11 protein-coding genes are annotated in these 12,758 nt (G+C 36.9%); 6 read left to right on the forward strand and 5 right to left on the reverse strand.

The window, feature by feature from the left end; translation table 11 throughout:
- Nucleotides 1–50: 50 nt before the first annotated feature.
- The 5 genes from UABAM_RS17025 to UABAM_RS17045 all read left to right on the forward strand — a co-directional run bounded on the left by UABAM_RS17025 (nucleotide 51) and on the right by UABAM_RS17045 (nucleotide 6,237).
- The gene (locus UABAM_RS17025; protein ID WP_173013373.1) at nucleotides 51–1,214 is read left to right on the forward strand and encodes a glycosyltransferase family 4 protein; all 1,164 of its coding nucleotides are present in this window, start codon (nucleotides 51–53) and stop codon (nucleotides 1,212–1,214) included.
- A gap of 75 nt (nucleotides 1,215–1,289) precedes the next feature.
- The gene (locus UABAM_RS17030; RefSeq protein WP_151969212.1) at nucleotides 1,290–2,789 is read left to right on the forward strand and encodes an oligosaccharide flippase family protein; all 1,500 of its coding nucleotides are present in this window, start codon (nucleotides 1,290–1,292) and stop codon (nucleotides 2,787–2,789) included.
- The gene (locus UABAM_RS17035; RefSeq protein WP_151969213.1) at nucleotides 2,779–3,864 is read left to right on the forward strand and encodes a glycosyltransferase family 4 protein; all 1,086 of its coding nucleotides are present in this window, start codon (nucleotides 2,779–2,781) and stop codon (nucleotides 3,862–3,864) included. The genes UABAM_RS17030 and UABAM_RS17035 overlap by 11 nt, the downstream gene beginning before the upstream one ends.
- Entirely contained in the window at nucleotides 3,864–4,889 is a 1,026-nt protein-coding gene (locus tag UABAM_RS17040; protein WP_151969214.1) for a sulfotransferase, read from the forward strand. Before UABAM_RS17035 ends, UABAM_RS17040 begins: the two co-directional genes overlap by 1 nt.
- Nucleotides 4,890–4,959: 70 nt before the next feature.
- A complete protein-coding gene (locus tag UABAM_RS17045; RefSeq protein WP_151969215.1) occupies nucleotides 4,960–6,237 on the forward strand; it encodes a VanZ family protein in 1,278 nt (425 codons plus the stop codon).
- Nucleotides 6,238–6,287: 50 nt separating this feature from the next.
- Here the strand turns inward: UABAM_RS17045 and UABAM_RS17050 are convergent, their stop codons facing one another.
- Genes UABAM_RS17050 through UABAM_RS17070 form a run of 5 tightly spaced genes read right to left on the reverse strand, consistent with a single transcriptional unit; the run spans nucleotide 6,288 to nucleotide 11,570 of the window.
- Nucleotides 6,288–6,983, reverse strand: a complete 696-nt coding sequence (locus UABAM_RS17050; protein WP_151969216.1) for a class I SAM-dependent methyltransferase — start codon at nucleotides 6,981–6,983, stop codon at nucleotides 6,288–6,290.
- A gap of 7 nt (nucleotides 6,984–6,990) precedes the next feature.
- Nucleotides 6,991–7,923 (reverse strand): glycosyltransferase, encoded by a 933-nt coding sequence (locus UABAM_RS17055; RefSeq protein WP_151969217.1) that lies wholly within the window; start codon nucleotides 7,921–7,923, stop codon nucleotides 6,991–6,993.
- Between the two features lie 30 nt (nucleotides 7,924–7,953).
- The gene (locus UABAM_RS17060) at nucleotides 7,954–10,620 is read right to left on the reverse strand and encodes a polysaccharide biosynthesis tyrosine autokinase (RefSeq protein WP_151969218.1); all 2,667 of its coding nucleotides are present in this window, start codon (nucleotides 10,618–10,620) and stop codon (nucleotides 7,954–7,956) included.
- Nucleotides 10,621–10,628: 8 nt separating this feature from the next.
- Nucleotides 10,629–11,216 carry a polysaccharide biosynthesis/export family protein gene (locus UABAM_RS17065; RefSeq protein WP_151969219.1) on the reverse strand — a complete coding sequence of 196 codons (588 nt, stop codon included), beginning with the start codon at nucleotides 11,214–11,216 and terminating at the stop codon, nucleotides 10,629–10,631.
- On the reverse strand, nucleotides 11,217–11,570 hold the full coding sequence (locus UABAM_RS17070; RefSeq protein ID WP_151969220.1) for a PEP-CTERM sorting domain-containing protein: 354 nt from the start codon (nucleotides 11,568–11,570) through the stop codon (nucleotides 11,217–11,219).
- Between the two features lie 477 nt (nucleotides 11,571–12,047).
- On the opposite strand from UABAM_RS17070, the gene UABAM_RS17075 reads away from it, so the two are divergent.
- Nucleotides 12,048–12,755, forward strand: coding sequence for a class I SAM-dependent methyltransferase (locus UABAM_RS17075; protein ID WP_173013374.1), 708 nt, complete (start codon nucleotides 12,048–12,050; stop codon nucleotides 12,753–12,755).
- The last annotated feature ends 3 nt before the right edge of the window (nucleotides 12,756–12,758 follow it).

A 12,758-nucleotide genomic window follows, 5' to 3' on the forward strand; every position in this document is an offset into this window, starting at 1 on the left:
ACTTTCGTTGTACTATTTCGCCGTCCGTATTTTGTTTGAGAATTTTAGAGATGACCAAATCGTATAAGCCCAAAAAACACCTGTTTTTATCAGAGCTATACCCACCAACTATTGGTGGAAGTTGTACAATGTTTGCTGGAAGATTTGAAAACGAACGAAATATCGTAGTATTGACAAAAGAGATACCTAATTCTAGCTCGTTTGACGAAGCGCAGTCGTATTGTATTGTTCGCAAAAAAATGAGCTATGACGGTCCTAACGGTTTTGAGTGGTGGGGAATGGTCAAGCGCTTTGTCTTGGCTGCTATTCCAATTATACGCAAACATAAAGTTCAGGTTATTCAATGTGCGCGTCCTATTCCAGAAGGTATTGCGGGATTAATATTAAGTGTTGTATTGCGCAAGAAACTTGTCATTAACTATCATGGCGAGGACATCTCTGTATTTCAAAGATACAAAGTGGAGCGTTTTTTGTTAAAAAAAATGCTGGAAAAAGCACACCTCAATCTATTTAACTCGTCGTATACCAAGTCGATTGCTGACGATCTAACTACAAAAAAAGTACAGCAGGCAATTATCCATCCTGGTTTTTCTCCTGAAAAATTGCAGAACAATTGTTATGAGGGGAGTCATTACAAGGAGAAAAATCTCAATATCTTAACCGTGGGTAGATTTCAATGCCGCAAAGGTCAAGATCATGTGATACATGCTATGGCAAAAATAGTGCAATTTTTTCCCAAGGTTCACTACACTATGATTGGTTCTGAACAAGGAGGAACGGAAAATTGGTCGCACCATTTACGGCAGTTGGCAAAAGATCTTGATTTAGAAGAAAATGTTTCTATTTTGGAAGATGTTGCCGATGAGCACATGCTTTATTTTTACAAAAATTGCGATGTATTTGTAATGCCTAACCGCAAAGACGGAGACGATGTCGAAGGTTTTGGGATTGTTTTTATTGAAGCAGGTTTTTGTGGAAAGCCTGTTATTGGTGGGCTTGTTGGAGGTAGCGTTGATGCGATTGAAAATGAGGTTACCGGTTATTTGGTTGATGGCGAAAATGTTGACGAAATAGCTTCGAAAATAAAAGAAATACTGAAAGACAAAAAGTTAGCGGGCGATTTAGGACGCAGGGGTTATCAGCGTAGCCTAAATTTTACTCACAAAGCGTTATGTGTAAAATATAAAAATGAACTCGGAAAACGAAACTTATAGGATTGTCCTTTTGCAATGGTTGATTACCTTTATTTTGCTACTAGTGAACATACTTGCGTTGTAGATTCTTGATACATGAAAATTCTTAAGTCGAAACAAATAGCGGCAAACTCCTTATTTAGTCTAGCGACGTTTATTGTGACTGCGATACTTGGATTTGTCATTGCTCCTGTTACACTGACAAAGTTGGGCAAAACGAATTACGGCTTGTGGATATTTATTACAAGCCTTTCTTCTTATTATTCCGTGCTGTTTTTGGGATTTGGAACGGTTGTCGTTAAAAGTGTTTCCGAGTACGAGAAAGTGAACGATAAAGCACTCGTGGAAAAAACTTTGGGTACGGTGATGGAGATGTTCTGCCGTATCGGTTGTTTTGTTGCTGTTATTTCGCTTTTGCTGTCCATGTTTTTCCCCTATATTATTGACCTTCCGCCAAATCAATTTGGTTACCAGTATGCGGTACTTGTGATTGGTTTGCAATTTGCCTTGTCTTTTCCCATTAGTCTTTACCAAGGTATTTTAACAGGTCTCGAAAGATATATTGTGCGCGATATCATTTCCACATGTATTTTTGGCGCAAACTTCTTGTTTATTTTTTTTATACCGCAAAATTATGCAACTGTTTTGTCCTTTGCTTGTTTTTCTTTCTGTATAAACATAACCGGTGGGGTATTTTTTTATATACTTTCGCGACATTTTTTCCCCGACATAAGAGTCTGTTCGAAAAACTATGTGTCTGAACTGTTCGCTTCTATTTTTCAAATAAGTGTGTACAGTTTCTTCATTACAATATCCCAAAAAATCATTGAGCTATCTGACAAGATAATTATCGGTATTTTTTTAGGCCCAATCGCAGTGGCCTTTTATAGCGTGCCGCAAAAGTTAGTGTTTTATCTACAGGTACTTTTATTTAAAGCGCAGTCCCCTGTGTTTCCACGTTTCATTAATTTATATTCCGGTAACAATATTGCACAATTGAGAAACCTTTATTGTAAGGGCTTTTACTATTCTCTAGCTCTGGCTATGCCCATTTGCATTGTTTATGTGAGTTTTGGAGGGATTTTTCAAGGACTTTGGATGGGGCAAGAGTTTGAAAAAATGCACAATGTTCTCATTGTGTTGACGCTGTATGCTTTTTTTTCTCAGCCGATCACCAATACATTTTTAAATAGTACACCTTTGAGAAAAGTTGCCGCCAAACTGAATTTTATACAGGCAATATTCAATGTGATTTTTTCGGTGATTTTTATTCAATTTTGGGGGTTAATCGGAGTAGCTCTCGCTACTTTTATTCCTAGCTTTTTTATCGCTTTCTTTTTGTTGAATTATATTGTAATAAGAAAAATTGAAATTTCTTTTTTGCAGTTTTTGTCTTCGAGTTTTCTTCCCATTATCATCCCAAGTACACTTACCGCTGTTTTTGTTTTTTTCGTTTATAGAATGGAAATAAGCTACAACATATGGCGATTTTTAATCATGAGCTGTATCGTCGAGTTTATTTTTCTTCTGGCATTAGTATTTTTTAATAGAGATTTACGCAAACTTATCCATAAGGTGGTAACGCATGGCAAATAAAACCGTATTGTTTATATTTACATCGCCAGCACTAGGTGGAGCGACGCGCAGTACGATAAATATAATTCAGGAACTACAAAAATACGGATATATTCCCAAAATAATTTTTCCCAAAGAGGGGCCTGCAACGAGTATGATCGTTGACATGGGTTTTACATACGACATTGCAAATTTGCGGCAAGTAAGTTGGCAAAATCCACTGAGGACACTCAAAGTTTTGTGGTTTTGGATTTGCTATTTGCGAAAAAATGACATTCGTCTTGTTCATACTCAGGATCTGTTCAATACACGCAATATTATGTACCCCACTTTTTTTACAAGAACGCCTGTTATTTGTCATATTCGTTTTCCCATGGAACCGCAAAACTGGTTTTTTCGAAGACTTCCTAAGCCGCACACGTTTATTTTTAACAGCAATGCTTTGCAGCAACAAATGCAAACTTTATTGTCAAAATGTCCTTCCGCAAAATCACATGTTATTTATAATTCTGTTGATGAAGAGTCATTTGTTCCCAAGCAAGTAGATAATGTAAAACTTCGCGTGGCCATAATTGCAAACTTTCATAAAGTAAAGGGACACGAGGATTTTTTTGATATGGCAGCAATTGTTTTGGCCAAATATGAACAGGTTGTCTTTGATGTAATTGGTGATGATACTACAGGTGGTACACGAATGGAAGAGTTGAAGTTATATAGTCAAAAAATATCCGACAATGTGTACTTCCATGGTTCTATTAAGAATGTATCTGAAGTAGTTCGTGATGTGGATATTGTCGTTTGTTCTTCCCATGAGGAACCTTTTGGACGGTGTTTAATTGAAGGTATGGCTTGCGAAAAGCCTATTGTAGCCACACGTGTAGGAGGAATACCCGAAGTCGTGTGTGACGATTCTTCTATTCTAGTCCCTGCGAAATCACCTAATAAATTAGCTGCGGCCGTTTTGAAGTTACTCCAAGATAAAAAATTGCGTTTGCATATGGGACGTTGTGGACGGCAAAGGGTTTTGAAAATGTTTACCAATAAAGTATATGTGGAAAATATTGTTGGTGTGTATAAAGGTATTTTGGAAAAATAATGATCAAAACATGTGTTAAAAATCTGTTACTTTTTGTGTTTCGCAAGGTATTGGATTCTCACGAAGGGAAAAAAATTCTCTTTGAAGCCATCAACGGTTCTTCGCAATTGCCTTCAGAATATAAAAAAATTGACTACGATGAGTTTCCTTGTCCTTATATTCAAAAAGCGGCAATGGATGAAAAAAAAGTGATTTTCATTACCGGACGTTTTCGTAGTGGTTCTACTTTAGTGTGGAATTTATTTCGGCATAACACATCTTGTACGGCTTATTATGAGCCATTTAACGAAAGAAGGTGGTTTTGTAAAAAAACAAGAGGTGAAAAAATGGATCTATCGCATCGTAAAGTAACAGACTATTGGAGCGAATATGATCCACACCGCAAACTTAGTTTATTTTATCAAGAGAGTTGGATACGCGATCATTTATACATGGATTCCAAGTTTTGGGATGAAAATATGTATTTTTATATAAAGTATCTTATAGACAATACCGATAATATACCTGTATTGCAATTTAATAGAATTGATTTTCGTTTGCCATGGATACGTCACAATTTTCCTCAGGCGAAAATTATACATGTATATCGTCATCCTCGGGAACAGTGGTGTTCTACTCTTGTCAATATAAGCAAATTTTCTTATCGGGAAAGTTTTGAAACATTTGATGATAACGACCATTTTTATTTGATGAACTGGAAAAATGATTTACAAAATCACTTCTGTTTTTTAAGGGATGCGCGAAATCCATATCAAGTATTTTATTATTTATGGCGATTATCATATTTTTTTGGCGCTCACTATAGTGATGTTTCTGTATCTCTTGAAGATTTAATTGAGGCCCCGGAGAGAAATCTTGCGACCATAATGCAGTACACCCCTAATCACAACATACAAAACCTGAAAGAACTAATTGTTGCAAACAAAAAACAGCAGCATCTTCATTATGCTCCGGTTGAGTGGTTTGAAGAGCAAGAACAATTATGTGAAAAGGTTTTAAAACGTTTTTTTACTAAAAGTATATAAAAGTGGCCTGTTAGAAATACTTTTGGCTTATAGTGTAAACAATTCGAGGTTAAGTTATCTGGAATAATACATGACGACTTCACATGAAAATTTTTTTAACAATAGAATATGTTTTGTACTCTCGGTATTGTATGCCTTGTTTGTTGTATATATAACAATTATCCCTTTTGACTTTACGTTTTCTTGGTCATATATAAAATGGCGCTTACGATCACAGCTGCATATACCCTTTATATATAACAATGGCTCATATGCCTCTTTGAAAGACACCATACAGAATATAGTGTTCTTCATTCCTTTTGGATTTTTTGCGCTGTGGTCATGTACAAAACTTCGACGTAGAAATATTTTTTACGTTGTTGTCAGTGGTTTGATGCTGAGTTTATTTGTTGAAATTTTACAGCTTTTTGTACGACATCGTTACTCTTCGATCAATGATCTTATCACCAATACTTTCGGAACTTTAGTTGGGTCTGTGTGTGCGTATTTTTTGTATAGTAAAATACAAGTACTTGGAAAAATATTTTACGAAAAATGTAAATCACCGCAACTTATCTTTTTGTTGATGAGTTCCTTGCTTCTCGTGGTAATTAGTATTTCACCTTTTGACGTTTCTTTTTCATTTACACATTTCAAAAATAAATTACGTTCTTGCACAAAGCACTTTTTTTCCATAAATGCTTTTGATTTAGAACTAATGCAATTTATGTACTACAGCATTTGGATTTGTGCTTTCAATTTGTATTTGCAAGAAAAGAACAAATATCATGGCGCTGTTTCTATGTTTTTCGGCTGTATCGTAGCGACTTGCTTGGAATTTTCACAGTTACTTATTTTGTCGCGTATGCCGCAGTTCCAAGATCTTGTTGTTGCCTTTGTTGCTATCGTTTTTGGAACTTTGATCACTAAGTACATAAAACGCTGTACACCAATAGTTATTTCTATTCTAATTGCTTTTGCGACTTACAATTCATTTATCTGTCATACTCTTTCTCCTTTCGTGTTTGCTGATCAATGGAGAACTTTTAATTGGTTACCTTTTATTGCACAATATGAGATAAGTACTATGGTGGTGTGGAGCCATTTTTTAGACAATGCTTGTATGTTTCTCGCCTTAGGATTTGCACACTCCTATGCAAAAAGGTCGTTGATTCTACCGTACTTGTTTATTGCACTGTTTGCGTTTTCTCTGGAGTTTTGCCAAGGTTTTATTGTTGACCGTTACCCTGATATAACAGATATTATGGGGGTTGTTTGTGGATATATGGTGGGAAGATTTGTGGGAACCAAGGTAAGTAGTTTTGTTATCGAAAACAGTTCATTGCCAGATTTGTGGGAACAAAAGTAAACGGTTTTTTCATCGAGAGCGTTGCCAATATCGTCAAAAAATAAAGATAATTATTGTTTTTTCCAGACACCAATGAGAGACTTTCCCATCGTATAAAAGATAATCGCATCGAAAATTTTTGATATAGGAAGCATTGTTTTATCCCAAAAACGAATTTGATCACTTGTTGGATAGAGTTGCTTGAGGATAAACTTATTGGCTATAGAGGCAAACATTCCCACCGAGTCGAGGTAGAACAAGCTAGTTTCTTTTAAAGATGTCGGCATTATAGAGCGTAACATTTTTTTATTATATCGACGAAAGTGACCGATTTCTTTATCAAAGGGACTAAATAACCATTGATGTGCAGGGACTAAAATAATGAGTTTTCCCTGCGGCTTAAGGCGTTGCGTTGCTCGTAAAATCTCATCTCTGTCATTGGCAATATGCTCAATGACATCAATATACATGATCGTATCAAACGTCGCATTTTGTGGTAAATCATCAATAGTTCCCGCAATTACACTACAAGAATGGATATTATCTTTGACGCGTAACTCAATTTGTTCCGCCATGTATTCGTCTGGCTCTAAACAAGTCCAGGATTCTTGTGTTTGATCGCAGAGTACTGTGGTTGTCCCTCCAATACCAGCACCTACTTCCAATACATGCCCTTTTATATGCGGTCGAAGATATTTTGCATAGTACTGCTTCCAATTGGTCGCTTTTGCAAATAATTCCAGTTCATTACCAATATATGTTGACATGTGAGCCCTAACTAATTTTTATGTAGTTTTTGTAGTGCAATGCAGGAATAAATAAACGTTGTGTGCGGTAGTGTAGAACAGTCATTGCCAGATGTAGCATGACGAAAAAAGCTTGGAGAATAATCAGTATAAGACCTAGCATTGTGTACGTTGCCCAACCAGGAATTGCAAGGTTGGTAAAGAGTCGCAACGAAACAACTGTAATAGAACTAATAATCGAAATGGCAATTAAGATTCCAAGTAAAATGAGTAGACGTACGACCACCACTTCTAAGTATACGGTATACGAACTAATTCCATGTATCACTAGTGCCACAAAGTTCATCTTGGATGTTCCACTCAGTCGTTTGCCGCGATCAAGTGGAATAGCGGTATACGGCAGCTTGGAACGTATTACCCCTCCCGAGAAGTGATTCCAAATTTCTGATACATGGGCCAGTACTTTCAGACTTTTGTATGGAATAATGCAGTAGTTTCCAAAAGATATTTCCTTGCCGACAAGCAGTAGAAATGAGTACTTGTATATATGATAGAAAAAACGAAATGTCAAACTTTCTTGGCGTTTATTTCTCTTGGCAAAAACAATTTTGTTTTCTGTTTTGAACTTCTCTATTAGTTTTGGTAAATCTTGTGGTCGGTCTTCTCCGTCAGCATCCATAACGATGACCGCATCACACTCTTCATGTTCTGTGATATAGGAAATTCCTATACTAATCGCTTTTTGGTGTCCCATATTACGTGTTAGGTGCACCACTTCAAAATGATTGAATTGGGCAAATGTTTCTTGTGGAAAGTCAATAGTCGAGCAGTCGTTGATTGCAAAGATACGAAAATCGGTATCTTGTGCAAGTTCACGATGAATGTTGCCCACCAGAATTTTTAGACAATCCCAGTCGTTAAATACAGGAATGATGATATTTATTTTTAATCGTTTGTCCATTTCATGCTACCACATATTGAAAGTAAAAATCTAGATGATTTTTTCGTCCAGAATTCCATTAAAGATGATACCATTGACATGCTTTTTCCCTATTTTTTCTACCGAATCGTAAAAAAGATTACGCGAAGTTTGATGGGCGTTTGCCACAATAAACGTCTTGTTAACAAGTGAAATAAGGGCAGAGATATCTGTACTTGAGAATATCGCAGGGCCGTCGAGTATCAGTAAATGATCAGGATATTTCGCTTCCAACTCTTTGATGACGCGCTGCATGGCTTTTGAAGATAAAAGCTCTGATGGATTTAAGTGACTTTCCCCCGCAGGAATAACTTTTAATCGTGGAAATTGCGTCTCTTTTAATACATCGGAGAGGTTCATCTCCCCACTGAGAACATTAGCAAGGCCTGGTTGCTTTTCGGGAAATAGTGCATGTAGTGGGTTGTGAAAGTTGCACTCGATCCATATGGCGTTATTCACCATTCCTGTTGCAATCGCTCCGGCAATATTTAGGGAAATCGAGGTTTTCCCTTCGTTTTCTTTGACACTTGTAAACAAAACTTTGTGGTTTTCATCTTCGTGGCGTGGAAAAATTTGGAAACGTATTTTACGAAATATATTGGCGATATATGAACTCGGTGCAAAGAAAGTGGTCATATTTTCGATAGGTTGCAACTCAACGTTGTTGAAGTTTTCCACATCGCGAAGATCTTCTTCCAAGATAGTTAGAACGCGATATGTTTGATTGCGGATCACGATTTGTTTATTCATGTGAATTTTGTTGATTTGTACGGGAAGATCCTGTTCATGGAGCGTTTGCTGCAATTTTTGGTATTGACGTGGAGTATAATCCTTGTCGTTGGAGATCGAAATAGGCGCCAAGAGTTTTTGTTGTCTTTGTGTTAACTTCTTCGGTTTTCTTAATTCTTTTTTGGAAACAATTTTTGATTCGCTCAAATTGACCACCCGCATATCTTCCATACGTAACGCAAAACGAGGAACGGACATTAGCGTCATTTTTTTTGTTACTTTTTCTACAGATCCAGAATCTTCTACCCTTGGAAATACTATTTCGCGCGCCACAACTAACACGACGGCGAGTCCTATTCCCGCCATCGCTGCCGCGATAGTAAACAGTAAGGCTTTCGTAGATCTCGGGATACCAGGAAGATACGCTGGATCTAAGATGACAAATTCTCCACCTTTTTTATCTTGCTCTAATTCTTTCAATCGATAAGCGCGTTGAGAGTCTTTTAGCAAAATGGCGTTCTGCTTTAACAAATCTTTGTGACGCCTTGTTAGAATGGATAACTTACGTTCATGGGTAGGAGTGTCTTCTATGCGTTTTTCTATTTCTACTAAGCTTTTATAGTACTTGCGTTGTTGTTTTTGAATATAGTTTGCTTGGTTTTTTAATTCATAGAGTTGCTTTACCATTTGTAGTAGTTCTGGAAAATACTGTAGGTCTTTCGAGGCTTTGCCAAAGATAATCTTTTCTTTTTGCTCTATTTTTTTGATTAGGTTATTCCATTTTTTTTTGTACTTTTGGGGCTTTTTTGTGTTCTCTAATTTTAAACGCAAACTATAAAGTTCATTTTGTAGTGTATTGTATATGACGTGTTGTTTTTTGTAATTTTCAAGTAGTTTGATTTGTTTGGTAAACTCTTTACGTTTTTCAGGTGGGTATACATATACATCCTCGCGGTCTTTTTCCACAGACTGCATTGTTTTGGTGTCTTCTATTTTTTTTTCAAGTGACGCGACTAAGGTCCTTTGTTTTACAACGCCAGGGTACTTTTCTGTGAAATCGTCGAGAAGTCTCTCCAGATTTTGCTTTGCGGCATCTAAATTTTTGCGTAATTGGGCGAGTTTCTGTTGTTGTTCTTTACGTTGTTCTTCGGAGAGTAAGGCAACAGGATCAACGCTATCGTCGGTTTTTTTCTGATCTTTCATCTCCGTCAATTTCGCAACCAAAAATTCCAAACGAGCGGTAAAATTGTTGGCAACGATATTTTTCTCTTTGGAGTTCTTTAAGAGTACTTGTGAATTTGTGTCTAAAAGTTTGCTATAGTTATTTCGGGCGCTGAAGTTTGTCGCTAAGTATTGTGGAAGTGCTGTTAAATTTCGTTGCTTGTATTCCGCAATCTCTGCTTCGACATTTTGTATTTTTCTTTGTAGTTCATCGACTTTTTGTTGTAAAAATTGGTAGGCAGCGTATATATTTTGTTTGTGTTCTATATTTTCCTCAATAAAAAGTGAGGCAATTTCATCAACCACTTTCATCACTTTTCGCGGTTCATCTTTACCACTGTAAGAAATTTTAAAGACACTGGCATATATTTTTAGTCGTATACTGCCGCGCATTTGATAAATGACATTTTCGATAGGTTGCTGCTCAAGATCTTCGATATACAATTCAAATTTTTTAATAATGCGTTTTAATTCTGTACGACTGAGGACCTTATCTTGGATGTTGGCGATGCGTTGACGTATACTATCGTCAATGGTTGCTTTCGTCTGTTGAGACGCTAGCCCCTGCGATTTAACCAGTATAGTGACATCTGATTTGTAAGAGTTTGCAATAAAGGAACTTGCTATATAACCAAAGGGAGCTATGAGGATGGGGAACAAAATGAACATCCACCAATTTCGCAGTATAAGGCGCAAGATGTGTTTTGGACTAATATATAAATCTATCATGGCTTTATCTAAAAAGGTAGAGCGGGAACATAGATCATATCCCCCGGTTGCAAATATTTATTTTGTTCAAGGTCTTCTCCCGAAAGATATTTGTTCATATCGAAGACATAACGTGTTTCCTTGCCTGGAGAACGGCGTATTAAAACGATTCTACTTTTGTCCGCATAAGGCCCTGGTCCGCCTCTTTGGATTAAGGCTTCGAGAATGGTGATGTTTTGGTTGATTTTGATGACTCCGGTACTTATTTCACCAAAAAAATACACGCCAAAATTTGGAGAGACCCAAGACACTTCTACAATGGGATTTTGCAAATACTTCTTCAGTTTTTCTTGCATTTCAATGCGTATTTGCTCAAGAGTTTTTCCCTTGATTTCTACTTCTCCGACAAGAAGCAGTCGTATTTTGCCGCTGGGAGGTACCAACACTTGCTGTGAAAATTCTGGTTTTTGCCAGACACTGATGTTGATAACATCACCTGTTTGCACAACAAGATCAGGTACATCGGGAGTTGAATTTACCGGTATAACACCTTCTGTTTTGATATTACTACACGCTGCGCATGCAAAAGTCAAGCAAATGAAAAGTAATCGCAGCATTTATTTTTTCCTTCGCCACAGGAATATACCCATAAGACCACCAAATAATAATAATAGAGAACTTGGTTCCGGGGTAAACGGCGGAGGTGTTGGTCCACCGAATAAGCTTTGGCGTAAAACCGAAGTAAAAGATGCAAAAGAGTCTTTGGCAATTTGCGAGTTACCACCAGCCCCGTTTTGTATGGGAACACCGAACAATGCAAATCTTCGATTATTCTCTCTTGTTATCAATACTGCAAAGTCTGCACTTTGATTGTTGCGAATACGACGACCGTCTGTATCCCGTACCGATACAATTTCAAGAGCGTGGATATTGCAAATAAGTAATACTATAATGAGTATGTATGTTTTCATTTTGTTTCCTATTTACTAGGTAAGTGTAAAGGTATCCTTACTGTAATGATCAATCATTATAACTTAGATTGTGGATATAATCAACCTTGCAAAGTAGGCTTTGGTTTTAAGAAGAGGTATATTACCTACAATAGTAATGATAATAATACCTATACATTTAATAGCCTAAGTTAGTATAACATAACCTATACATTTATAGTGTAATACAACTAAGGCTATTTTACAATTAGCAAATGGAGTTTGAAGTTCTATTTTAGTAAGTAAACAACTTGTGTTTGATATTTTTCTGGTTTTACATCGGCGGGATCGTTTAGGTATATTTCCCAGCAAGGACTTTGGCATTCTTTTCCTTGTTGTTGAATCCATTTGTAGGTTTCTTCATGTTGTTGACCTAACTAGAGAGTTTTGATATTGCAAAACAATGCCAAGAATATTAGACTAATAAACCACTAGTTATGTTTATGTATGGAGTTGTTGATGAAATCTAAGCGCAAAACGGAGTTGTATTTTGAAGAAATTGGCGAGCAGTTTGACCAATGGATGTCAATGTACGACGTGAGGCAAAGAATAAAGCTAATTATGAAGTCTTTGCCTCCTAACAGTAAGGATATGTCCTGTTTAGAAGTAGGTTGTGGTAGTGGAAAGATAAGCGAATCTGTTGTTTCTATGGTGAAAAATCTCACGGTCGTCGATATTTCAGAGAAGCTCGCTAAGGGGGTTGGTAAAAGCCTTCAAGTGGCGTGGGGGGAGGAAGATGCTTGTCATTTAAGTATGGCCAATAATTCTTTTGATATCGTTATTTCCTCGGAATGTATCGAGCACACCCCTAATCCACGTAGAGCACTGAGTGAAATGGTTCGTGTATTAAAACCAAATGGTACTCTTGTGGTTACCTCACCGAACAAAATGTGGTATCCTGTGTTGTGGTTGTCTATGGTTTTGAAGATTCGTCGTTTTGAAGGAAATGAAAACTGGTTATTCCCGTGGTCTGCGGCTAAATTTTTGAAAAAGCACAACATGCAGGTTATTCGTTGCGGAGGATGCCATCTATTTCCATGGCAGATACCTTTGGCAAAAAAAATCCTTCCTCTCTTTGACCGCTGCGATAAAGTACTATATCCCTTCATGATTAATTATGGAATATGCGGTCGAAAATTAGAATCACAACAGAGCACAACGGAATAATAA

Origin of the sequence: Candidatus Uabimicrobium amorphum (assembly GCF_009002475.1) — a bacterium.
In the GTDB taxonomy this organism is placed as follows: Bacteria; Planctomycetota; Uabimicrobiia; order Uabimicrobiales; family Uabimicrobiaceae; genus Uabimicrobium; species Uabimicrobium amorphum.

Excerpts from the sequence above, each read along its gene's own strand:
- UABAM_RS17025 (WP_173013373.1), top strand. The coding sequence starts at position 51 with ATGACCAAATCGTATAAGCCCAAAAAACACCTGTTTTTATCAGAGCTA.
- UABAM_RS17030 (WP_151969212.1), top strand. The coding sequence starts at position 1,290 with ATGAAAATTCTTAAGTCGAAACAAATAGCGGCAAACTCCTTATTTAGT.
- UABAM_RS17035 (WP_151969213.1), top strand. The coding sequence starts at position 2,779 with ATGGCAAATAAAACCGTATTGTTTATATTTACATCGCCAGCACTAGGT.
- UABAM_RS17040 (WP_151969214.1), top strand. The coding sequence starts at position 3,864 with ATGATCAAAACATGTGTTAAAAATCTGTTACTTTTTGTGTTTCGCAAG.
- UABAM_RS17045 (WP_151969215.1), top strand. The coding sequence starts at position 4,960 with ATGACGACTTCACATGAAAATTTTTTTAACAATAGAATATGTTTTGTA.
- UABAM_RS17050 (WP_151969216.1), bottom strand. The coding sequence starts at position 6,983 with ATGTCAACATATATTGGTAATGAACTGGAATTATTTGCAAAAGCGACC.
- UABAM_RS17055 (WP_151969217.1), bottom strand. The coding sequence starts at position 7,923 with ATGGACAAACGATTAAAAATAAATATCATCATTCCTGTATTTAACGAC.
- UABAM_RS17060 (WP_151969218.1), bottom strand. The coding sequence starts at position 10,620 with ATGATAGATTTATATATTAGTCCAAAACACATCTTGCGCCTTATACTG.
- UABAM_RS17065 (WP_151969219.1), bottom strand. The coding sequence starts at position 11,216 with ATGCTGCGATTACTTTTCATTTGCTTGACTTTTGCATGCGCAGCGTGT.
- UABAM_RS17070 (WP_151969220.1), bottom strand. The coding sequence starts at position 11,570 with ATGAAAACATACATACTCATTATAGTATTACTTATTTGCAATATCCAC.
- UABAM_RS17075 (WP_173013374.1), top strand. The coding sequence starts at position 12,048 with ATGAAATCTAAGCGCAAAACGGAGTTGTATTTTGAAGAAATTGGCGAG.